Here is a 21,756-nt window from a genome sequence, read left to right on the forward strand (position 1 = left end):
GGGACTGTTCAAAGTGAGCAGCCCGCTCTCCCAGTCTTTCGAAGCAATCCACGGAACACATCAAGCCATTGATGTGAGTGGAGGAATCCCGTGAATGTCTTAAGAACACTGCAGCCCAGCAATGTCATCCTCATTGCTGCCATGCCCTTCATAATCTACCTGTTTGTCTCAACCAACAACTACAAGCGCTCGATCTTCGCAATCGTCGGCATCGGAGAAAACGCTGGTACATTGTTTGCAGGCTTCCTGTGCCTGCTGGTCATCTTCACCACAGGTTTTTGGCTTGCCTACTCCCTGCTGAAAGGTACCGAGCTAAGCAAAGCCAACAAACTTGGCCAAAACTCTGCATTCATTATCTATTTTGCCCTTCAGGTGCTAATCGCAACCAACACCATAGACCTGTCAGTCTTTGTTGACTCTGTCATCGCCAACAGTGTTGATCCCTACACATCTGACCTTATCCAAAAAGCAGTCAGACCACGCCAGCTCACACCAGAAGCTCAAAACTCAGTGCTTGGCATTTTCTCCAAAGCCGCCTTCATTTACCTGATTGCTTAACTTAGCATCCTACTGTTTCATTACCTCAGCAAATCAAAGCAAGCATTTGTTTCCATAAGCAGATACATGCTGCCCCTGCTCCTCCTGACCAACTTACTCGGTGCTTTTTACATACTCTTTGTCGCCCACGCAGGGTTCGCTGCAGGGTTGATGGTCACCCTGCGCGCAGCATTCTTTGCCTACTTTGCCTCAATGGTCTTAGGTCTCATCTGGGCAGGTCTGCAAAGTCTGGAAAAGAAGAAGCATACCAACCTCTTCTACGCGGTTGCCGCTCTCATCTTCTTCGGTCTCTGCGCTGTCTTCGCCCTGCAACCGCAGCAGTCCTACAGCCTGATCGGAACCTTGGAAGGCCGCGTCGCCATCATCAAAGGCACCCCGCAGTCAATCACCGACCAGATCCGCTTTGGCGAATATGATGGCGCAGATCACACCAGTATCGACATCCGCAGTGTGAAGGACCCAAGCCATGCACTGCTCACCGTTGAAAAGAACGAACGTGTATCGGCAGCTTTCATTCCAACTGAAGCCGTTCCAACAAATGCAAATCTCATCTGGCAGACATCCTTCTTGCCGGATGAGAGCAAGTATCCGGCGATCACATTTGGCGTACTTGGCTTTTTCACCACATTGTTGGTGATCTGCTCTGTTTACCGCACCGAACACCCACTCGCCATTGCGGCAGAGTTCTTCATAGACACCGTCCGTGGCATCCCGATGTTGGTGATCATCCTCTACGTGGGTCTGCCTCTCAGCGGGGCCCTCAAAAGCGCATCAGACGGCATGGTCAATCTGTCCAACATGGCCCGCGGCATCGTTGCCATTTCCATCGGCTACTCCGCCTATATGGCCGAGATTTTCCGCGCAGGCATTCTAGCAGTCCCCAAAGGGCAAATCGAAGCTGCTAGAAGTCTGGGCTTAAGCCGCTGGAAAGTCGCTCGCTTTGTCGTGCTCCCGCAAGCCTTATCCATTGTGATCCCGCCACTTGGTAATGAGTTCATCGCCATGCTGAAGGATACCTCTTTGCTGTCGATCCTCTCTGTTCGCGACGTTACACAGCGTATGAGAGAGTTTCAGGCGAGTAGCTTCCTGCCATTTGCCCCATTCAACTCCGCTGCAATTCTTTATGTCGTCCTCACTCTGGGCGCTGCCAGCATAATCAAATCAATTGAGAGACGTTATGAGCGCAAATCACACTAGTAAACTGCAGCATCTCCAACAGCTGGCAAACTCTATCAAGTTCCCAAGAAACACGGTTCTGGGAGCCGCCACCGCATCCTACCAAATTGAAGGTGCTGTCAACGAAGGCGGTCGCGGTCCAAGTGTATGGGATCATTTCACCCGCATCCCCGGTAACATCGCAGACGGCACCAACGGCGACATAGCCTGTGATCACTATCATCGGTTGGAAGAAGACGTCGCTTTGATGAAAGAGCTGGGTCTCACGGCCTACCGTTTTTCCATCTGCTGGTCGCGCATCCTCCCCAATGGCCGTGGCCCAATCAATGAAGAGGGACTGGCCTTCTATGAGCGTCTGACTGACTTGCTGCTCAAAGCAGGAATCACACCATACGCAACGCTCTATCACTGGGATTTACCTCTTACCCTACAAGAAGAAGGCAACGGCTGGCTGCGCAGAGGACTGGTCGACGACTATATCAATTACGTCGATATCACCACGCAACGACTAGGTAGCAAAATCAAACACTGGACCACCTTCAACGAGCTCTTCACCTTCACTTGGTGGGGCTATGGATTAAAAGAGGACGCTCCAGGCTTCGGCGGCGGCGCAAAAGCAGCTCTCGCGGCAAGTCACCACGCCCTCCTCACCCATGGTAGAGCCGTTCCAATCATCCGAAGGAACGTACCTGACGCCCAAATCGGCATTGTTCTGGATTTGAACCCAGTCACCCCAGCCAGCGATACCATTGCAGATCTTGAAGCAGCTCGACGTTTTGAAGGCTGTCAGAACCGCTGGTATTTGGATGCCATCTTTAACGGTCAATATCCAGCTGACATGCTTGAGACCTACAAGACTGTTCTTCCTTACATTGAGGAGACAGACCTTCACGAAATTGCGCAGCCTCTGGATTACCTCGGCATCAACATCTACCGCAGATCAATTATCAAGGATGGAACCGAGTTCGCACCAGTCAACTTCGAACGCTATCTACCAAAAGGTAAATACACCCAGATGGGCTGGGAAGTTTATCCTGAGTGCCTCTATGACATTCTGCAGTATGTAAACACCAACTATGCTCCCAAACAGCTCTTCATAACCGAAAACGGAGCAGCCTTCTCCGACACTTTGGAAACAGATGGAAGCATTCAGGATTGGGACCGCAGCACCTACGTTCTGTCCCATCTACAGCAGGCAGCCAGAGCGATTGAAGATGGAATACCGTTAAAAGGGTATTTCTGCTGGACACTCATGGACAACTTCGAATGGGCAGAAGGGTATCTCCCGCGCTTTGGCCTGATCCACGTTGATTTTGAAACCCAGAAACGCACCATCAAGCAAAGCGGCAGGCTTTACTCCATGGTCGCTAGCCAACTGCAGAGTGAGATGCAGGAAACCTCAGAGTAATCTGTCCTTCAACTCAAACCAGGTGTAGCTGAGAGCAAGCAGGTGGCGGCGCATAGTCCTGAAAGGAAACTCTATCGGCGCCTGCTTCATAAAACTTGGGTAAGGCATTTTTGTTGCCGCACCAAGCATCTCAGCTGCCACCAGCTGCCCGGCATAAGTGGCCATAGCAATGCCGTTCCCATGATAACCAAAAGCAGCGTAAAGCCCCTGCGTATCGGGAACCGCACCTGCAAATGGCACAAGTTTATGGGTCAAACAAGCAAGACCAGACCAGAAATCTGGCGTTTCAACATTCACCCATTCAGGAAACATCCGCTCAAGGTCACGCCGTGTAGCTGTGCGCATACGCTTTCGCGCATGTGGTGTAGCACTCACGCTTCCCCGCATACCAAAAAGCATCCGATTGTCCGGGAGCAGACGGAAGTAATGCAGCAAAGTCCGGGTGTCATAGGCCATCTGATTAGAGAACCACCCCTGACGCTTCAATTCCTCATCAGAAAGAACGCGCGACATCAAAATGTTAGATTGTACCGGAAGATATTTTCCAGCCATCCACTCCGGCATATTTTCAGAGGAATAGCCATTGGTCGCCAAAAGTACTTTTTGCGCACGCAACTGGCCAGTTCTTGCTTTCAGGACATACTGCCCATCTGCAGCAGGAGTAATGCCGAGCACAGAGGTCTGTTCATAAAACCGGCCTCCTTGCGCCTTCACAGTCTCAGCAAGACCTCGCGCATATTTGTAAGGATGCAGCGCAAACCCGATTGGAATCGTCAGCCCAGAAGAAAGCCCTGAGGCCATCATCCCAAGCTCTGCAAGTTCATCTTTGTCATGAAAGGTGCAGCTGATCCCATAGCGCTTTTGTACGTCCGCAGCTGTATCTTTCAGTTGATCAACGCGCCGAGCTTTGTGAGCAAGAACCGTTTCTCCTTTGGAAACAACATCGGCATCAATCGAGTTCTGCTCCAACAGCTCTGCAACCAAATCAATGGCTGCACGCTCTGCATAAAAGTACCGCCGTGCATCCGCTTCCCCATAGCGATCAATCAAGTCAGCATCATCTGCAATCGTCCCGCCCAGACAGCAGAAACCACCATTGCGACCAGAAGCCCCCCATCCAATATGTTGAGCATCCAGCACCGCAACATCGACACCCTGCTGCGCAAGTTTCAACGCAGCAGACAGCCCTGTGTATCCACCTCCAACAACAGCCACTTCACAGGACTGTTCATCACAAAGCGGCTCACCAAGCGCTTGCTTAGAGAACGAACGGTGCCAGAAATTCTCGGCAACCGGTTGATCTCCATATGCATCCTCTTGAAATATATGGTGCAAACTCAATCGAGCCTGAGCCTCCTTAAAACTTATTTGATGCCTTGAGCAGTTACATCAGCAGCCGTCAGGTCCAATGCACGATGCGCCTTCTCAATCAACTCATCAACTTCGCTGCGCGAGATCACAAGTGGCGGTGAGATGATCATGCTGTCGCCAACATGGCGCATCACCAAACCACTCTCAAAGCAATGATCGCGGCAGATCGTTCCAACAGTGCCTTTTTCAGCTTCAAAACGAGCTCGGCGTGCCTTATCAGGCGAAAGTTCCAAAGCACCAACCAGCCCGCAGATACGCGCTTCACCAACCAACGGATGCTCGCCAAGAATCTTCCATTTCTCAGCTAGATACGGCCCTGTATCATTCGTCACTTTTTCTGGCAGTCGCTCATTTTCAATAATATCAAGGTTCGCAAGTGCTGCAGCACAAGCTGCAGGATGTGCCGAGTAAGTGAAACCATGATAAAATTCACCGCCATGCTCAATAAAGCCCTTGGCAACCTTCTCACTCACCACAACCGCACCAATCGGCAAATAACCTGAGGAAAGCCCCTTGGCAATCGGCATCAGATCCGGTTTGAAGTTGAAAGTCTGTGACCCAAACCAGTTACCCGTACGCCCAAACCCGCAAATCACTTCATCAGCAATCAGCAGGATGTTGCGTTCACGGCAGATACGCTGGATCTCGGGCCAATATGTTTCCGGCGGAATGACGACACCACCCGCACCCTGAATAGGCTCCCCGATAAAGGCCGCTACATTGTCTTCTCCAAGCCGGTCAATCTCAGCTTCAAGCTCACGTGCACGCATCAGCCCAAACGCGGCAGGATCCATATCTCCGCCTTCACCATACCAATAAGGTTGGTTGATATGGGTGATGTCAGGAATAGGTAGACCGCCCTGCGCGTGCATCGCACTCATACCACCCAAGCTCGCACCGGCCATGGTCGAGCCGTGATAAGCATTGTGACGGGAAATAATCGTCTTCTTGGTCGACTTGCCTTCACTAGCCCAGTAATGACGCACCATACGCACGACAGTGTCATTGGCTTCAGAACCCGAACCTGCAAAGAACACATGGTCCAGATGATCTGGTGCCAGATTGGAGATCCTTTCAGCAAGAGCAATTGCAGGCGGGTGAGAACTCTGAAAAAACGTATTGTAATATGGCAGTTGTTGCATCTGCCGGTGAACCGCTTCGATAATCTCTTGACGGCCATACCCCACGTTCACGCACCAAAGCCCGGCCATACCATCCAGAATCTTGTTGCCCTCAGAATCCCAAAGATAAACACCATCAGCCCGCGTGATAACGCGCGTCCCTTTAGCATTCAGGGACTTGGTATCTGTAAATGGATGCAGATGATGAGCGGCATCTTTTTCTTGCAAAACATGGGTAGGCGGAAGATTAGCGATATAGTCCATGGGGTCAGTCCTTCCGAAAAGAGGCATGCCCTGCAAAACGGGCAATAGAAGTAAACTCCCAATTATTTTGTGATCACAAATATAGGAGAGTCAATCTTTACTTCAATAACAACACTGCCTGCCTTTGCTTTCAGTCTACCGTATTTGTGCCTTTAGCTTTGTGAATTCAACAGACGAAACAGCAGATCATCGTGTTTTTCTCGCAAGACTGAGGGACTCTCTGATAAAACCCATTCCCTGTGCGATATCCGCTTCCAAGGCGTCATTCAGCGCGTTCTGATCACGCGATTTTAGTGCTTCCAAAGCCTGTTTATGCTGATCCTCCAGATTCGCAGTACCAGACCGCCCATAGACAAGACGCATAAATGGACCAAACTGAACCCATAGATTTCTGACAAGTTTGATAAGAATTTCGGAATGGCTTTTTGAGTAAAGGTAAAAATGGAACTCATAGTTTCCGCGCATGTACCCTTCCACGTCACCTGTTTCCAGAGCGACATCAATCTGATCATCAATGTCCTGGAGAACCAGAATATCTTCCTCTTTCAAATTATCGAGAGCTTTAGAAGCCAGTTCAACTTCCAGAAGTCGCCGCGCAGACCAAATTTCATCGATTATATCAATACAGACATCCGGGATAGAAACGCGCCTATTGCCGTGTAATTCCAATGCATTTTCTGCAATGAGACGTCGCACAGCCTCGCGAACGGGCATCGCACTCACACCCAGTTCGTCAGCCAACCCGCGCAGGGTCACAGCCTTGCCTGGAAGAAAGCCACCAAACAGAATCCGCTCTCTCAACTGTCGGTAAACCTGCTCGTAAACAGGGATCCCGACAGGGAGAACAGCGCTTTTAGAAGTCATCTTACTCATGAAGGAACTATAGAAGCACCCGCACCAGCTGCAAAGATAATTTGATCACAAACTATTGCCTAGCTGAGAATTCTGTGGTCATCTTTCAAAACATGCACACAATTAAGAACAACGGAGACAGCCAGATCCAGACAAGCCAGCACCAATGCTGTGCAAGAATTTGAGGGGGGAAGATGAAATGAGTTCAAACTTCAAGTCCAGACTGACGGGCACAATGGCAACCGCAATGATGGTTGCATTTGCAGCCAGCGCAGCGCACGCAGAAGGTACTGTCAACGTTTACAACTGGTCTGATTACATCGACGAAAGCGTTCTGAAAGATTTCGAAGACGAGACCGGCATCAAAGTCAATTACGACGTTTTCGATTCAAATGAGGTCCTGGAAACCAAACTGCTCGCAGGCACCACCGGTTACGACATCGTCGTTCCAACAGGCAGCTTCCTCTCCCGCCAAATTCAAGCTGGCGTCTTCCAGAAGCTGGACAAAGAAGCTCTCCCGAACCTGAAAAACATGTGGTCGCTCGTCTCCGACAGGACGTCCATCTATGACCCGGGCAATGCTTATTCCATAAACTACCTATGGGGTACCACCGGCATCGGGTACAATGTAGAGGCCGCCGCAAAGCGTTTGGATGGCAAACCGGTCGACAGTTGGGAAATCATCTTCAATCCCGAAATCCTCGCCAAGTTTCAGAACTGTGGCATCCACATGCTGGACGCTCCAACAGAGCTTATCCCCGCAGCACTCAACCACCTCGGACTAGACCCTGACAGCCACAACAAGGCTGATATTGAGAAAGCCGCAGCACTCCTCAAAACCATCCGCCCATACGTTCAGAAGTTTCACAGCTCCGAATACATCAACGCACTCGCGAACGGTGATATCTGCTTAGCCATCGGCTGGTCTGGCGACGTCTTTCAGGCGCGTGACAGGGCAGCAGAGGCCGACAATGGTGTCACCATCAACTACATCATTCCAAAGGAAGGCGCGTTGATGTGGTTTGACCAGATGGCAATCCCAACGGATGCAGCCAACTCCAAGGAAGCGCATATGTTCCTGGATTACATCATGCGCCCGGAGGTCATCGCAAAAGCCTCCAACTACGTGGTCTATGCCAACGGCAACAAAGCCTCCCACGAACATCTGGATCAGGAAGTGCTGGAAGATTCCGCCGTATACCCTGACGAAGCAACCATGGAAAAACTATACGTCACAACACCTTACGCGCCAAAAATCCAGCGGATTGTGACCCGCGCCTGGACCGCTGTGAAGTCAGGCCAATAATCATCGGCAGCAGCGGGCAACTCAAATTGTCCGCGCGCCTCCCATGTTTCCTTGGAAGCAGGACGACAACAGAGGGTAGAGCGGGCCACGATGGAAACTCTGGTAAGCACTCAGCCAGTCTGCAAATTCGCACCTTGGGAAGATCCGGCTCAGGAACCTTTGGTGCGCTTTGAAAACGTTACAAAGAAATTTGGCGATTTCACTGCCATAGAGGACCTAACGCTCAACATCTATGAGCGCGAATTCTTCGCCCTTCTCGGTCCGTCCGGTTGCGGTAAGACGACTATGATGCGCATGCTGGCAGGTTTCGAGTATCCCACAGCTGGAAACATCATGCTCGGCCAGAGCAACTTACGAAAAGCTCCGCCGCACAAGCGGCCCGTCAACATGATGTTCCAGTCCTACGCCCTCTTCCCGCATATGACAGTGGAACAGAACATCGGCTTCGGCCTTAAGCAAGAAAAGACACCCAAGACCGAGATCCGCCGACGTGTTGAAGAAATGCTGTCACTGGTCCAGCTGGAACCTTTCGCCAAGCGCAAGCCACACCAACTCTCCGGCGGCCAAAAACAACGCGTGGCCCTTGCCCGTTCCCTCGCCAAGAAGCCCAAGCTCCTGCTGCTTGACGAGCCGCTTGGTGCGCTGGACAGGAAGCTGCGCGAGCAAACCCAATTTGAGTTGATGAATATTCAGGAGCAGCTTGGCCTCACTTTCGTCATCGTCACTCATGATCAGGAAGAGGCTATGACAGTCGCGAGCCGCATCGCCGTGATGGACCACGGCAAAATCGTTCAGGTCGCGACACCAGCTGAAATCTACGAGTATCCAAACTCCCGCTATTCCGCTGACTTCCTCGGCGACGTAAACATCATTGAAGGTCAGATTGGCGTCACCACAGGCGAAACGGCGAGCCTGGCATGGGCTGAAGGTGAAACTCCTTTGGCGATCTCAACCAAGCTCCGTCCTCAAGCAGGAACGACCGTCTGGCTCGCAGTTCGCCCTGAAAAACTCCGCATCTCTAAAGACAAACCAGCAAACGTTGACAACTGCATTAAGGGCGAAGTCTGGGACATCGGCTACACTGGCAACATCTCAACTTATCACGTCAAAGCCTTAAATGGCTCCATTTTGAAAGCACAGGTCTCCAACAGAGAACATCTCGCCGACCGCCCAATCACATGGGAGGACACCGTCTATGTCTATTGGGAGAAAGGCGCTGGCGTCTTTCTGGAAACGTGAGGTGAGCGATGGCAGTTGCAGATATCACCTCCCCCTCAGAAGAAATACAGGAGGCATCCAGTCCCAGTTCAGGCTGGGGGCGCAGATTGCTCATAGCAATCCCGTATATCTGGTTGCTGATCTTCTTCCTCGCGCCTTTCGTCATTGTACTGAAGATCTCCTTGTCCGATGTCATACTGGCCCGCCCACCATACTTTCCGAATTTCGACATTTCAGAGGGCTGGCAAGGTCTGCTCGCCATGCTTCAGGCGTTTGATCTGGAGAACTATGTCTGGCTAACGGAAGATACACTCTACCTGAACTCATACCTGAGCAGTCTCAGGATCGCATCCATCTCAACGCTGCTCACTTTGGCAATCGGCTATCCTATCGCCTATGCCATGGCCAAAACCCCGAAAGAGTGGCGTGCAACCCTCCTGATGCTGGTGATCCTGCCCTTCTGGACCAGCTTCCTCATCCGCGTTTATGCATGGATCGGCATTCTCAAAAAAGAAGGCTTCCTCAACTACTTCCTGCTCTGGACAGGCATCATTGACGAACCCTTGATGATCCTCAACACCGACACTGCCATCTATATTGGCATCGTTTATTCCTACCTGCCTTTCATGGTCTTGCCACTCTACGCAGTTCTGGAAAAGCTCGATATCTCACTGCTGGAAGCTGCAACGGATCTGGGGTGTTCGCCCCTCAAAGCCTTTTGGGTCATTACCCTACCCCTGTCATTATCAGGAGTTTGGGCAGGCTGTTTCCTAGTCTTTATCCCTGCTGTCGGTGAGTTTGTCATTCCAGACATTCTGGGTGGGTCCAGTACTATCATGATCGGCAAAACGCTCTGGGTGGAGTTCTTCTCCAACAGAGACTGGCCAGTCGCATCCGCCGTCGCAATTCTGCTGCTGCTTATGTTGATCCTACCCATCATCCTGTTCCAGAAACAGCAGGAAAAACAAGCGGAGGCCAGCCAATGACCCGCTTCAATTGGTTCAACACAACAACGCTCACACTCGGCTTTGCATTCCTCTACCTGCCGATCATCCTGCTGATGATCTACTCTTTCAACGAATCTAGATTGGTCACCGTTTGGGCTGGCTTCTCCACCAAGTGGTATCAATCAGTCTTCTTCAATGAGAGTTTCATCAATGCCGCATGGGTCACACTCCGTGTTGGTTTCATCTCAGCATCTGTCGCGACTGTGCTCGGCACCATGGCCGCACTTGTGCTCAATCGCGCTGGCCCATTCCATGGCAAAACGCTTTTCACTGGCATGATCTACGCGCCAATGGTCATGCCTGAGGTCATCACGGGGCTATCACTACTCTTGCTATTCGTCTCACTGGATTTCACCCGAGGCTTCTGGACAGTCACACTGGCGCATATCACGTTCTCTATGTGCTACGCCGCCGTTGTCGTCTCTGCCCGCTTGGTGACCTTTGAGCGCAGTTTGGAAGAAGCTGCGCTTGATCTTGGATGCACCCGTTTTTCCGCCTTCATGCAGGTAACGCTGCCCATCATATTTCCCGCAATTTTGGCAGCATGGCTGCTGGCCTTCACACTCTCGCTGGATGATCTGGTCATTGCTTCCTTTGCTTCAGGCCCGGGCGCGACTACCCTGCCCATGAAGATCTATTCTCAAGTCCGCATTGGCGTTTCACCTGAAATCAATGCCCTGTCATCCATTCTCATCGCTGTTGTTGCCGTTGGCGTGGTCACTGCTTCGCTGGTCACAAAACAGGCACAGGTCAAGCGCATGAAAGAAGAACGACTGGCGATAAGCTCAATCTGATCGAGGAAGTACACGTGTCTGATACAAAACACCCATCCTCGCTGGATGAATACTCGCAAGGTGATCTGGCCTACACTCGCTCCACCCCTTACGGGACCATAGCTGAATCCAGCTATGCTGGAGCACTCAGCTTTATGCGCCGCAAATTCACCAAGGACCTTAAAGGGATAGATGTCGCCGTCTGTGGCATCCCCTTTGACACCTCAGTCAGCAACAGGCCGGGTTGCCGCTTCGGCCCAAGAGCCATCAGACAAGCCTCCTCCATTCTGGCTTGGGACCATGCATGGGGTTGGTCATTTGACCCGTTCGACCGTTTGGCAGTCGCAGATTATGGTGACTTCATCTTCGATCCCGGTTACCCCATGAGCGTCCCAGACGAGCTGGAGCAGCAGGCCTCTGCCATTCTGGACGCGGGTACAGCAACACTCATGCTCGGCGGAGATCATTTCTGCACTTACCCTATGCTCAAAGCGCACGCCCAAAAACACGGGCCACTCTCCCTCATCCAGTTTGATGCACACAGCGACACATGGACAGACAATTCCAACCGTATTGACCATGGCACCATGTTCTATAGAGCGGTAAAAGATGGTCTCATCAACCCGCAGACATCGATACAAGTTGGTATCAGAACCAACAACGAGAACACACAGGGCCTCACCACAATTACGGCGGACTGGGTCCGTAATAACGGGGCAGAGGCAACGATTGAACGCATTCATAACGTGGTTGGAAAAAGTGCCTGCTACATCAGCTTCGACATCGATTGCCTCGACCCTGCTTTTGCACCAGGAACAGGAACACCTGTCGTTGGCGGCCTGAATACCGGAGAGACACGGGAGATCCTGCGTGGCCTCGCTGGCATAAACCTGAAAGGCATGGACCTTGTAGAGGTCGCACCTGCCTACGACCACGCAGAAATTACAGCGCTGGCCGGGGCCACTTTAGCTTTGGATTTACTTTGCATCTATGCCAGCCAGTTCAATCAGAACACCAGATAAAACAACACATCAGATCACGACCAGAAGAGTTCGCATGCCCACCCTGACAGCAGTACAGCCGCAATTGGAACAGTTTCGACTTGAAGCCGATGCCTTCCTGAAACAACACCCAGACCTCGAAAAGATCGAGGTCCTCTATGCTGGCTTTTGTGGCCCGCTCCGAGGCAAATGGCTTCCGGCAGAAATGCTACACAAACTGGCGGAAGGCGGTGTCCGGTTGCCGTTGTCTACGGTCGCACTGGACGTCTGGGGCATTGATGTCCCAGCAACCGGCCTTGCTATTGAACGCGGGGACCCTGATGGCATCTGCATCCCAGTTTCAGGAACGCTAAAGCCTGTGCCGTGGGCTAAAGTGCCAACAGCACAAATCCTTGTCACCCTCTTCGAGATTGAAGATCAGAAACCAAACCCGCTGGACCCAAGGTATGTTCTTGAAACCGTTGAAAAGAAGTTTCAGAGTAAGGGCCTGACACCTGTTGTCGCCACGGAGCTGGAATTCTACTTTATCGACATTGAGTCCGGCCCAACCGATTTGCCACTCCCACCATACATTCCCGGCACCAACCAGCGTCTTGAGGCCTCACAGATCTATGATCTGGACATCATGGCTCAGTTCGAACCGATCCTCATGGAGATCAACCAAGCCTGCAAAATTCAGGATATCCCTGCGGACACCACCATCGCCGAGTTCGGTCACGGCCAATTTGAGATCAATCTGCTGCACGTACCAAGCGCCGTCGAAGCAGCCGATCATTGCTTGTTGTTCAAACGCGTAGTCCGCCATATTGCCCGCAAACACGGCATGGATGTCACGTTCATGTCAAAACCCTACGCAGAAGAAACCGGCAGCGGCTTCCACCTACACACCAGCTTGCTCGATGCAGAAGGTACCAATGTTTTCAGCGGCACCGCCGAAGAAGCAAACCCAACCTTGAGCAATGCTATAGGTGGCCTGTTGGACACCATGCTGGACATGCAAGTTCTGTTTGCCCCACATGCCAATTCCTACCGCCGCCTGCAGCCGGGCTCTTATGCCCCAATCACTTGTTGTTGGGGTTATGATCATCGCGCTGCAGCGATCCGCGTACCAGCCACACATGGCAAAGGTGCAAGATTGGAGCATCGCGTCTCTGGCGCTGATGCCAACCCATACCTGGTCGTCTCCGCTATCCTTGAAGGCATTCATCAAGGATTAGAAAACCAGAGCACCCCTGGCACTCCGATCACACCGGAAGCGGATCTCACCCAATATGACCACCTGACAGGCAACTGGGAGACAGCGATCCAAGCATGGTCGCAAAGCGAAACAGCAAAGCAGATGAGCACAGCAGAGTTTCATCGCCTGTACGGCATCAGCCGGAAAGCTGAGTACGACGTGTTTGCAACCACCATAACCGGTTTTGAATGTCAGACCTATGCCAAGAAGGTCTGACATTGCATCAAGACTAAGAAGTCTCCTTGATGTTGCGCTCCATCAGCAATTGATAGGCTTTGGGTGACAACCGGTTGAGCCACCACGCCAGACTGGCAACACGGCCAACCGGTTTCATCTCCGTCTTACGCACATACGCCTTGTAGATGATGTCCGCCGCCCGCTCCGCGCTCATATAATCAACGCCATCTGTTGACGATCCCGGACGGGCCAAACCGTTCTCTTGTGTCTCCGAGCGTCCAACATTGGTTGCCACAAACGAAGGCGCTGCAATCAATGTATGAACGCCATAAGATTTTTCTTCAGACCGCAACGAGCCGAAAAAACCCTCCAGCGCATGCTTGCTGGCCGCATAAGCTGTCCGTTTAATTAGTGGCGAGAATCCTGCAACTGACGAGATCGCCAGATGGCATCCACTGGAGGCCCGCACCGCTTTCAAAAATGCCCGCGCCGTATGCACCGCTCCGAAGTAATTCACATCCAGCACTTTGCGATGCGCTGTCAGGTCCATGTCCGCAAACAATCCGATATGCGTAATGCCTGCATTGTAAACCACCAGATCAATGCTGTTGTGCCGAGCCAAAACCTGCTGAGCAACCTGCTCAACCGCACCCCCATCCGTTAAGTCGCAGGCATAAATGCTCTGTCGCTCATTTTGTGGCAGCCCCTCCAGTGCCGGACCGGGTAAATCAAGCAGAACCGTATGCCAGCTCTCGCGCTGCAACCGGGTTGCAAGTGCCTGCCCTAAGCCACCAGCACCGCCTGTAATAACCGCTGTTTTCATCAAAGCCCCACAGATGCTCGCCAGTGTTCAAACACTTCTGCACTTGTCTTTTCCGGAGTATAGCCAAACACTGATTTCAACCGCTCATTGGCCAGCACAGGACGGTATTGCAAAAACCGAACCTGCTCCGGTCCATACCGGGAAAGCCGCAGTGGTTTCGCCACACCTAAAACAAATTTCAACAACCAGGACGGCAACTTGAGAACAGGCTTATTGAGCATTTGCCCCAACCGCTGCATTGACAACGCTCCATCACCCGCCACGTTGTAAATCCCCTCAGGAGCTTCTGTCGCAGCCAAAAATAGAATGCGCGCAAGATCTTCCGTCCAGATAAACACGAACGCACTGTCCGATCCGGCGACCCCAAGCAGCCTCGGCTTATGGAACAACGCGGTAATCTGATTGTTCATGCCCGTTCCAAGAACCGTCCCAACCCGCAACACAATCTGCTCCAGTTGCGGTGCCTCCGCACGAGCATGAGCCAAAGCAGTTTCAACCAAGCGCTTATGGAAGGAGTACGCGAACTCTTTATTGCCGCGAATATGATCATCCTCATGCAATGGCACAGGATTGTCTGCATGATACCCATAGGCTGCCCCGGATGATGTGACGACAAGGCGCTTCACACCTGCTTTGATCGCAGCATCAATCACCGACTGAGTGCCAACAACATCAACCAGATACTCAATATCCCGTGTAGAACCCGCAGAAGGTGTGACGATGGAAGCCAGATGCACAATCACATCAGGCCGCTCGTCCTCAATCAGTGCTGACACCCTGTCTGTAGTCACATCCAGCGTTTTGAAACGGGCATTTGCTGGGAGGCCACTCGGCTCACGAATATCAGTCGCCACAACCTCCAGCTCCGTGCCCGCCAACTGCCGCAGAAATGCGTGTCCGACACCTCCGGCAGCACCGGTAATAAGAAGCTTGGTCATGACGTCGCCTCCGCGGGAAGCTTGACTGCTTTGCGCGCCATAAAACTGGCAAGCACCAGTCCGCTGATCGCATGCCAAATCCCCCAGGCAGCCGCCACAACAGACATGCCGCCAAGCCCACCAAAAAAGCCGAAGATCAACACCAGCCCCAGACCGGAATTTTGGATGCCAGTTTCAATCGTAATTGCCCGCCGGTCATAAGCAGACACACCAGCAACGCTCGCCAGAGTATACCCCGTCGCTAAAGCCAGCCCATTATGGACAATTACGAGAGAGGCAACAGCACCCACATAGGCAAGAAAAAACGACCAGTTGGCAAACAGCGCGAAGAAGATGAAGCCGATGAAAATCCCCATGGACGCCATGCGCAGTGGCTGCCGGATTTTAGCAGCCAGCTGTGGCTTGATGCGGTTGAGCATGATGCCAAGGAACAATGGCAACACCAACATGAAGCAAACAGTAATTGCAACTGACAGCCTATCGATATGCGTCTCTTGCAATATCGCGCGTGTCGGGCCGTAAAGACTACCCCAAAATGCGATATTAAAGGGTGTCGCAACAATTGCTCCGACCGTAGCAAAAGCCGTCATGGAAACCGATAGCGCTGCATTACCTCCTGCACGATGAGTGATGAAGTTTGAGATATTACCACCCGGACACGCCGCCACCAGAATAAGCCCCAAAGCAATCGAAGGTCGGGGCTGAACGATCAGAACAAGCAGAAATGTGAGGCTCGGCAAGACCAGAAATTGAGAGCACAGCCCAATCACCACAGGCTTTGGCGACAGTGTCAATCGCTTAAAATCCGCAGGACACAGGTCCAGCGCGATTGAGAACATCACAACACCCAAAATACCGTTGAGCAAGGTCAGCGAACCAGAACTGAAGTTGAGAACAACAAGGTCAATGTCACTCATGCCATTTCCCTCTTCAACGCCTGTGTGCGCTTGTTCAGTGCGGAGCGATAACTCTGTTTGTCCACGTAGTAGGCCATCCGCGCCAGCTTGAGGTAGTTCATCCCCCCTGTCTCACGTTCAAATCCGTTGGCTTTCTCAGCTTTGATTGCCTCAGCTGTCCTACTTCCGTCCTTGAGGCCTCTCAGATAACGCGCAACCAGTTCCGCCTGATCATGGCGCCCCTGCCAACCCAGACCGATTGCCTCAATCATGCCCATTACAAACAGATCATTCCGTTCTGGATGCATGCAGTTCAAAAACAGATGCGGTGCATCGTCCTGCCAGTTCAAAAGCTCTTTGTCGATAAAGGGATAATGCAGTTTATAGCCAGTCGCGGTGACGATGAGATCATACTCAGCCTCTTCACCATCACGAAACCGAACCGTATGCCCATCCAGTTCCTTGATGTCGGCCCGAATACCAACATCCCCGTGACCGGCATGATAGAGAATAAGCGAGTTCACCACCGGATGGCTCTCATAAAGCTCGTAGTCTGGTTTGGGAAACCCATAGGCCTGCGGATCACCAACAAACCATTTCAGCAATGTTTGATCCACTCGCCGCTTCAGCCAGAGCGGCAACTTCACCGCCCCACCCATCGTGTCTGCCGGTTTCCCGAAAACATACTTGGGAACAAAGTAATAGCCGCGACGCATAGATATGTCGCACTGTACCCCATGATGGATCGCATCCACCGCTATGTCGCAGCCTGAATTGCCCGCCCCGACAATCAGCACCCGCTTACCAGCAAACTGCCGCGCACTCTTGTAGTGGCACGAATGAATGAGGTCGCCAGAAAACTCTCCCGCAAACTCTGGCATGTTGGGCTCAGAAAGCGTGCCATTTGCAATTAGCACTCCGGCAAACTCAGCTGAATGATCTCCGTCCTGATCTCTCCAGCTAACCGTCCACCCCTCACCATCACCTCCCAACGGCGCGATGCAGGTCACTTCTGCTCCAAAACGATAGTGCCGCTTCAAATCGAACTTTTCGGCAAACTCCTGAAAGTAGGTCTTTAGTTCGCGGTGACCGGGATACTCAGCAATGTGATCATCCATCGGAAAATCTGTAAACTCGGTCATTTTCTTGGATGAAATCAGATGCGCGGATTCGTACATGGTCGACTTCGGCCCATCAATATCCCAAAGCCCACCCACATCGCTGTGCAGCTCAAAACCCTGAAAATCTATTCCCTGCTCAATAAGTGTCTTGGCCGTGGCGAGCCCCATCGGCCCTGCCCCAATTAAGGCATAGCTCTCCTTTGAAATATTCACTGTTCGTCCCCCCTCAGAACCACAATTAGATTGAACAGTCGTACAAAATAAGGCAAGCTCTTTTTATGATTAAGAAGATTTCGCAGGAAAAACAAAGACAAAGAGCCCCTTCAAAAAGCTCTTTGGAGACGCGGCAGAAGATTCTCGACGCAGCAGAACACCTGTTTGCCTTTCGCAGTTATGACGCTGCGTCCATAAGAGATATCGCCCAAAAAGCAGGGGTAAAACTGGGCCTCGTAAACCACCACTTCGGCACGAAGGAAGACCTGTTCTTTAAAACGGTCGAACGCCGCGCCGAAGAACTCGCTCGTCTCCGCCTTGATGCGCTGGAACAGCTGAAGGCTTCAGAAGAAGTCATGACATTGAAGGGTATTCTGGAGAGTTTCTTCTACCCTTATCTGGACAAAGCTGAAAACAGCGGCCCCGGCTGGCTCGCCTACGCACGTCTGGTCGCCATGGTCTCTGCAGAAGAACGCTGGAGCGCTATCTCTCAGGCTTGTTTTGACCCAACAGCAAAAGTATTTCTTTCAGAAATCGCCAAGCTCTACCCCACTGCCAACCTTAGAAAAGTCTCCGCAACCTTCGTCTTTTCCATCTCTTCACAAATCGCTCTATGCACCTCAGCCTGGCGTGTTGATGCAATGGCAGAAGAAGATCACACCTCCGGCATTGCTGAAATGAAAACATTGCTCGTAGCCTATGCCACCGCCGGCATCCATAGCGCCCTGTCGCAACAAGACACCACTATATATGCAAATGCATAGATAAAACACTATAACTTAATCATTCTAAGCTTGAATATATATGTGTTTGTATGTACCCTCCATCTATTATTAGGGGCTCAAGCAATAGGTTACAGAGCGCATTTCATATAAAAAGACGTGTTAAGAGCGATTTTGCATACTGACAAACCACTCTAGATTCATAGGGGAAAATCAGCGTTAGACTGAGCTCATCAGAGCAATTGAATCCAGTATTGACGAGAGCCCTCAGACAATTGCGCCAAACGGACGGAACCACCGGCGCAATCTGGGAGGGATCTATGAAATTCAAATCTTTAAAACGTGCATTTGCATCTGTTGTGATGGGTGCTGCACTTCCATCCATCTTGTTTGCCGGCTCTGCGCAGGCAGAAGAAATTCTCAAAGCAGTTTCAGCTTTTCCAAAACCACTCGCCTTCACCCAGTCCTTTCTGGGCTATGTGGATCTGGTCAATGAACGCGGCAAAGGCATCGTGCAAATCCAGCATATCGGCGGGCCGGAAGTCTTCCCTTCCAACCAGCAGATCGCCGCAGTTGAGCGTGGCATCGTAGACATCCATTATGGCCCAGCCGGATACCATCTCGGCTCCATGCCAGAAGCAGATGCCTGGCTCGGATCAACCATAACAGCAGCAGAAGGCCGCAAGAACGGCGGCTTCGCCCTGATGGAGAAGGCCTTTCAGGACCGGCTCGGCGTCAAGCTGATGGCCCATATTGATTCCGGTATCAAGTTCCACATTTACACGCTCAACGAACCGCAAAAGAAAGCGGATGGAAGTGTCGACCTAACAGGCAAGCGCTTGCGCACCTCTCCTGTTTACAAAAGCTTCTTCGAAGCGCTGGATGCGATTCCAGTTTCTGCACCGGTCCCGGATATTTACACCGGACTGGAACGTAGCGTGTTTGACGGCGCAGGCTGGCCAATTGTCGCCATTCAGGATCTCTCATGGGACAAGTTCCTGAAATACCGTGTTGATCCCGGTTTCTTACAAACGGACCTGTCCATCGTTATGAGCCCATCCAAATGGGAAAGCCTGAGCCCGGAAGCGCAAAAGATCCTTCAGGATGCAGCGATCGAGTATGAGCAGAAATCCTACGACAACTTCCAAGCAATCATCGCAGCAACCGACACCAAGGTGCAGGAAGACGGCATGACTATTGTCCGCCTCGAAGGTCAGGCTGCTAATGATTATCTGGACAAAGCCTATGAGGCTGTTTGGAGCCGAATGAAAGCCAGCAACTCGCCTCTCTATGACGAGCTGAAGAAAGCCTACTACCAGCGTTAAACATGGAAGGGGCACCTGCCCCTTTCTCCCTTATTGAGAGAACCCATGTCTCTTCCAAAACTTTACTCCGGCCTTATCACAGGCCTTGCGGTGACTGGTGCGCTGTCATTCGTCTTCATGACCTTTGCCATCGTAATAAACGTGATCCTGCGAAACACCGGCCAACACCCCATACAGGCCACTACAGCCCTGATTGAATACGCTCTGCTGTTTGCCACCATGGCCGGAGCTCCCTGGTTGGTGCGTCAGGGTGGCCACATCGCAATCACATCCTTCACCAATTTCCTGCCGCCAGTCATGAGAACAGCCTTAGGGCGCATCGTACTCATCATTTCAGCTGCAATCCTCGCAGCTCTAAGCTGGCGTGCCACGCTACTCACAGCGCAAATGTGGGAACGCGGCACCTATGACATCCGTTCAATCGCCATTCCCTCATGGGTTCTCTACGCCTTCCTCGCAGCAGGCTTCGGATTAATGGCACTTGAGTTCTTCAGACTGCTCATTCGCGGAAATATATACTCCGGCGAAAGTGCGCAGCACTAACACCTCAGAAAAGGACCAAACCCATGGACTGGCACCTTTCTCTGGTCGCAATGTTCACTACCATTCTGGCACTGATGGCCATCGGCATGCCTGTTGCTGTCGCTTTTTTGACGATCAATTTACTGGGCACGCTCTACTTTATGGGCGGGTTGAATGGTATTGATCAGCTGATAGCCAACTCCACCACATCCATCACCAACTTCTCACTAGTGCCCGTACCGCTGTTTCTGGTCATGGGCGAACTCCTGTTTCACACCGGCCTTGCCATGCGCGTGTTCGATGCGCTCGACAAATGTTTCGGCGGCATCAAAGGCCGTCTCTCCTACATGACAGTGGTCGGCGGAACAGTCTTCGCCACACTCTCCGGCTCCTCCATGGCCAACACCGCCATGCTTGGCTCAACCTTGATGCCGGACATGGTCAAGCGGGGATACAAGCCACACATGATCATGGGGCCGATTGTGGCCACTGGCGGTCTTGCCATGATCATTCCGCCCTCGTCTCTTGCTGTCTTGCTGGGCTCAATCGGACGCATTGATGTAGGCGCACTCCTTATCGCGGGCATGATCCCCGGTCTTTTGCTGGCTCTGATGTTCATTCTCGTCATCCGCACCCAGATCACATTGGATCCTGCCTCTGCACCCGGCCACCCAGATGTCAAAGCATCGGTGCCGGAGATGATCAAAGCCGTGACGTTTGATGTTCTCCCTATGGGGTTGGTCATCTTTGCCGTTGTTGGCCTGATCCTGCTTGGCTGGGCAACACCATCCGAGTCAGCTGCCTTCGGCGTCCTTGCCGTGGCCTTCCTTGCTGCGCTCTATCGAAAACTCACCATTGAAGCGATAACCAAGTCACTCAAAGGGGCGCTGATCGTTTCAACGCTCATGTTGACCATCATCATCGGCTCCACCACCTTCTCACAGATATTGGCATTCTCCGGTGCATCTTCCGGCCTGATCATGTGGTCTTCCAGCTTTGACTTGAACGCCTACACTATGCTGGCCATTTTGTTCCTGACACTGGTGTTCCTCGGCATGTTCATGGATCAACTCTCCATCATGATGCTCACATTGCCAGTCTTCATGCCACTGGTCAGTCTCTATGGGTTTGATCAGGTCTGGTTTGGCGTTGTCATGCTGCTTGCGTTGGAACTGAGCCTCGCAACGCCGCCATTCGGCCTGCTGCTGTTTGTGATGGTGGGCGTCAGCCCCAAAGGAACAACCATCGGCAACGTAGCATGGGCCGCTTTGCCTTACATCCTCTGCACACTTGCCCTGATTGTCATTCTTGCCATCTTCCCTGAGCTGGCAATATGGTTACCTCAAATCATGAGATAAGAATGGGCTTACTTTGCCTTGAAGCGGAACACCTGCTTCAAGGCATTTTTCTCCAACTGCTCAGCTTGCCAGCTCTGCGTTTGCTTTCAGTTCTTTCTTGTCTTCAGCTGAAAGAACCCGCCAGTCACAATCCCGAAGGCAGGCCTCCATGGCATAAAGCGCGAGGATGGACACGCCACGACCAAACCGAAACTTCAAACGCTGATAAGCTTGCACAGATCCAAGCTCACGCAGATCATCTTCACTGCAAACATCAACTTCAGACAGCATATACTCAGTCTTCGGGCCCAGGTTTCTCAAGTGACTGACCGGCTTCGTCAAAACGCATCACCCCAGCTGTCTTGCTGAGGCTTCACCTGATCTAGACGC

The 21,756-nt window shown here is 52.0% G+C and carries 21 protein-coding genes; 13 read left to right on the forward strand and 8 right to left on the reverse strand.

Annotated elements, in window-relative coordinates; genetic code table 11:
* Nucleotides 1-90 precede the first annotated feature (90 nt).
* The 3 genes from PsAD26_RS30020 (at nt 91) to PsAD26_RS18990 (ending at nt 3,142) form a co-directional block, all read left to right on the forward strand.
* On the forward strand, nt 91-558 hold the full coding sequence (locus PsAD26_RS30020; RefSeq protein WP_208985762.1) for a hypothetical protein: 468 nt from the start codon (nt 91-93) through the stop codon (nt 556-558).
* A gap of 150 nt (nt 559-708) precedes the next feature.
* Nucleotides 709-1,755, forward strand: coding sequence for an amino acid ABC transporter permease (locus tag PsAD26_RS30025; RefSeq protein ID WP_208985763.1), 1,047 nt, complete (start codon nt 709-711; stop codon nt 1,753-1,755).
* A complete protein-coding gene (locus PsAD26_RS18990; RefSeq protein ID WP_063311683.1) occupies nt 1,736-3,142 on the forward strand; it encodes a GH1 family beta-glucosidase in 1,407 nt (468 codons plus the stop codon). Before PsAD26_RS30025 ends, PsAD26_RS18990 begins: the two co-directional genes overlap by 20 nt.
* Here the strand turns inward: PsAD26_RS18990 and PsAD26_RS18995 are convergent.
* From PsAD26_RS18995 to PsAD26_RS19005, 3 genes are all read right to left on the reverse strand, one after another.
* A complete protein-coding gene (locus PsAD26_RS18995; RefSeq protein WP_063311684.1) occupies nt 3,134-4,483 on the reverse strand; it encodes an FAD-binding oxidoreductase in 1,350 nt (449 codons plus the stop codon). The genes PsAD26_RS18990 and PsAD26_RS18995 overlap by 9 nt on opposite strands.
* A gap of 23 nt (nt 4,484-4,506) precedes the next feature.
* Complete coding sequence (locus PsAD26_RS19000; protein WP_063311685.1) at nt 4,507-5,898, reverse strand: aspartate aminotransferase family protein; 1,392 nt, start codon at nt 5,896-5,898, stop codon at nt 4,507-4,509.
* Between the two features lie 186 nt (nt 5,899-6,084).
* Nucleotides 6,085-6,762 (reverse strand): GntR family transcriptional regulator, encoded by a 678-nt coding sequence (locus tag PsAD26_RS19005; protein ID WP_063311686.1) that lies wholly within the window; start codon nt 6,760-6,762, stop codon nt 6,085-6,087.
* 223 nt (nt 6,763-6,985) lie between these two features.
* On the opposite strand from PsAD26_RS19005, the gene PsAD26_RS19010 reads away from it, so the two are divergent.
* From PsAD26_RS19010 to PsAD26_RS19035, 6 genes are all read left to right on the forward strand, one after another.
* Nucleotides 6,986-8,056 carry a polyamine ABC transporter substrate-binding protein gene (locus PsAD26_RS19010; protein ID WP_208985775.1) on the forward strand — a complete coding sequence of 357 codons (1,071 nt, stop codon included), beginning with the start codon at nt 6,986-6,988 and terminating at the stop codon, nt 8,054-8,056.
* A 90-nt stretch (nt 8,057-8,146) separates the two neighbouring features.
* A complete protein-coding gene (locus PsAD26_RS19015; RefSeq protein WP_063311688.1) occupies nt 8,147-9,295 on the forward strand; it encodes an ABC transporter ATP-binding protein in 1,149 nt (382 codons plus the stop codon).
* 8 nt (nt 9,296-9,303) lie between these two features.
* Nucleotides 9,304-10,260, forward strand: coding sequence for an ABC transporter permease subunit (locus tag PsAD26_RS19020; protein WP_208985764.1), 957 nt, complete (start codon nt 9,304-9,306; stop codon nt 10,258-10,260).
* Nucleotides 10,257-11,075, forward strand: coding sequence for an ABC transporter permease (locus tag PsAD26_RS19025; RefSeq protein WP_063297643.1), 819 nt, complete (start codon nt 10,257-10,259; stop codon nt 11,073-11,075). Before PsAD26_RS19020 ends, PsAD26_RS19025 begins: the two co-directional genes overlap by 4 nt.
* 14 nt (nt 11,076-11,089) lie before the next feature.
* Complete coding sequence (speB, locus tag PsAD26_RS19030; protein WP_063311689.1) at nt 11,090-12,076, forward strand: agmatinase; 987 nt, start codon at nt 11,090-11,092, stop codon at nt 12,074-12,076.
* A 34-nt stretch (nt 12,077-12,110) separates the two neighbouring features.
* Nucleotides 12,111-13,508 (forward strand): glutamine synthetase family protein, encoded by a 1,398-nt coding sequence (locus PsAD26_RS19035; RefSeq protein ID WP_063311690.1) that lies wholly within the window; start codon nt 12,111-12,113, stop codon nt 13,506-13,508.
* Nucleotides 13,509-13,521: 13 nt separating this feature from the next.
* Here PsAD26_RS19035 and PsAD26_RS19040 read toward each other — a convergent pair whose 3' ends face one another.
* The 4 genes from PsAD26_RS19040 to PsAD26_RS19055 are packed head-to-tail and all read right to left on the reverse strand — an operon-like array spanning nt 13,522 to nt 17,460.
* Nucleotides 13,522-14,292, reverse strand: a complete 771-nt coding sequence (locus tag PsAD26_RS19040) for an SDR family NAD(P)-dependent oxidoreductase (protein ID WP_063311691.1) — start codon at nt 14,290-14,292, stop codon at nt 13,522-13,524.
* The gene (locus PsAD26_RS19045; protein WP_063311692.1) at nt 14,292-15,230 is read right to left on the reverse strand and encodes an SDR family oxidoreductase; all 939 of its coding nucleotides are present in this window, start codon (nt 15,228-15,230) and stop codon (nt 14,292-14,294) included. Before PsAD26_RS19045 ends, PsAD26_RS19040 begins: the two co-directional genes overlap by 1 nt.
* A complete protein-coding gene (locus PsAD26_RS19050; RefSeq protein ID WP_063311693.1) occupies nt 15,227-16,147 on the reverse strand; it encodes a bile acid:sodium symporter family protein in 921 nt (306 codons plus the stop codon). The genes PsAD26_RS19045 and PsAD26_RS19050 overlap by 4 nt, the downstream gene beginning before the upstream one ends.
* Nucleotides 16,144-17,460 (reverse strand): NAD(P)-binding domain-containing protein, encoded by a 1,317-nt coding sequence (locus PsAD26_RS19055; protein ID WP_063290646.1) that lies wholly within the window; start codon nt 17,458-17,460, stop codon nt 16,144-16,146. The genes PsAD26_RS19050 and PsAD26_RS19055 overlap by 4 nt, the downstream gene beginning before the upstream one ends.
* A gap of 65 nt (nt 17,461-17,525) precedes the next feature.
* Here PsAD26_RS19055 and PsAD26_RS19060 point away from each other — a divergent pair, with 65 nt between their 5' ends.
* The 4 genes from PsAD26_RS19060 to PsAD26_RS19075 all read left to right on the forward strand — a co-directional run bounded on the left by PsAD26_RS19060 (nt 17,526) and on the right by PsAD26_RS19075 (nt 21,387).
* Nucleotides 17,526-18,224: a TetR/AcrR family transcriptional regulator gene (locus PsAD26_RS19060; RefSeq protein ID WP_063311694.1), complete on the forward strand. Its 699-nt coding sequence runs from the start codon at nt 17,526-17,528 to the stop codon at nt 18,222-18,224.
* 278 nt (nt 18,225-18,502) lie between these two features.
* Nucleotides 18,503-19,507, forward strand: a complete 1,005-nt coding sequence (dctP, locus tag PsAD26_RS19065; RefSeq protein ID WP_063311695.1) for a TRAP transporter substrate-binding protein DctP — start codon at nt 18,503-18,505, stop codon at nt 19,505-19,507.
* 45 nt (nt 19,508-19,552) lie between these two features.
* Nucleotides 19,553-20,050: a TRAP transporter small permease gene (locus PsAD26_RS19070; protein WP_063311696.1), complete on the forward strand. Its 498-nt coding sequence runs from the start codon at nt 19,553-19,555 to the stop codon at nt 20,048-20,050.
* A 23-nt stretch (nt 20,051-20,073) separates the two neighbouring features.
* Complete coding sequence (locus PsAD26_RS19075) at nt 20,074-21,387, forward strand: TRAP transporter large permease (protein ID WP_063311697.1); 1,314 nt, start codon at nt 20,074-20,076, stop codon at nt 21,385-21,387.
* A gap of 60 nt (nt 21,388-21,447) precedes the next feature.
* Here the strand turns inward: PsAD26_RS19075 and PsAD26_RS19080 are convergent, their stop codons facing one another.
* Entirely contained in the window at nt 21,448-21,708 is a 261-nt protein-coding gene (locus PsAD26_RS19080) for a TfoX/Sxy family protein (protein ID WP_153041534.1), read from the reverse strand.
* Between the last annotated feature and the right edge of the window lie 48 nt (nt 21,709-21,756).

Source organism: Pseudovibrio sp. Ad26 (genome assembly GCF_001623285.1).
Taxonomy (GTDB): domain Bacteria; phylum Pseudomonadota; class Alphaproteobacteria; order Rhizobiales; family Stappiaceae; genus Pseudovibrio; species Pseudovibrio ascidiaceicola.

What these genes read in the sequence shown, in the direction of transcription:
- PsAD26_RS30025 (WP_208985763.1), top strand. Translation starts at nt 709, where the DNA reads ATGGTCACCCTGCGCGCAGCATTCTTTGCCTACTTTGCCTCAATGGTC.
- PsAD26_RS18990 (WP_063311683.1), top strand. Translation starts at nt 1,736, where the DNA reads ATGAGCGCAAATCACACTAGTAAACTGCAGCATCTCCAACAGCTGGCA.
- PsAD26_RS19000 (WP_063311685.1), bottom strand. Translation starts at nt 5,898, where the DNA reads ATGGACTATATCGCTAATCTTCCGCCTACCCATGTTTTGCAAGAAAAA.
- PsAD26_RS19005 (WP_063311686.1), bottom strand. Translation starts at nt 6,762, where the DNA reads ATGACTTCTAAAAGCGCTGTTCTCCCTGTCGGGATCCCTGTTTACGAG.
- PsAD26_RS19010 (WP_208985775.1), top strand. Translation starts at nt 6,986, where the DNA reads ATGGCAACCGCAATGATGGTTGCATTTGCAGCCAGCGCAGCGCACGCA.
- PsAD26_RS19015 (WP_063311688.1), top strand. Translation starts at nt 8,147, where the DNA reads ATGGAAACTCTGGTAAGCACTCAGCCAGTCTGCAAATTCGCACCTTGG.
- PsAD26_RS19020 (WP_208985764.1), top strand. Translation starts at nt 9,304, where the DNA reads ATGGCAGTTGCAGATATCACCTCCCCCTCAGAAGAAATACAGGAGGCA.
- PsAD26_RS19025 (WP_063297643.1), top strand. Translation starts at nt 10,257, where the DNA reads ATGACCCGCTTCAATTGGTTCAACACAACAACGCTCACACTCGGCTTT.
- PsAD26_RS19035 (WP_063311690.1), top strand. Translation starts at nt 12,111, where the DNA reads ATGCCCACCCTGACAGCAGTACAGCCGCAATTGGAACAGTTTCGACTT.
- PsAD26_RS19040 (WP_063311691.1), bottom strand. Translation starts at nt 14,292, where the DNA reads ATGAAAACAGCGGTTATTACAGGCGGTGCTGGTGGCTTAGGGCAGGCA.
- PsAD26_RS19045 (WP_063311692.1), bottom strand. Translation starts at nt 15,230, where the DNA reads ATGACCAAGCTTCTTATTACCGGTGCTGCCGGAGGTGTCGGACACGCA.
- PsAD26_RS19050 (WP_063311693.1), bottom strand. Translation starts at nt 16,147, where the DNA reads ATGAGTGACATTGACCTTGTTGTTCTCAACTTCAGTTCTGGTTCGCTG.
- PsAD26_RS19060 (WP_063311694.1), top strand. Translation starts at nt 17,526, where the DNA reads ATGATTAAGAAGATTTCGCAGGAAAAACAAAGACAAAGAGCCCCTTCA.
- dctP (WP_063311695.1), top strand. Translation starts at nt 18,503, where the DNA reads ATGAAATTCAAATCTTTAAAACGTGCATTTGCATCTGTTGTGATGGGT.
- PsAD26_RS19070 (WP_063311696.1), top strand. Translation starts at nt 19,553, where the DNA reads ATGTCTCTTCCAAAACTTTACTCCGGCCTTATCACAGGCCTTGCGGTG.
- PsAD26_RS19075 (WP_063311697.1), top strand. Translation starts at nt 20,074, where the DNA reads ATGGACTGGCACCTTTCTCTGGTCGCAATGTTCACTACCATTCTGGCA.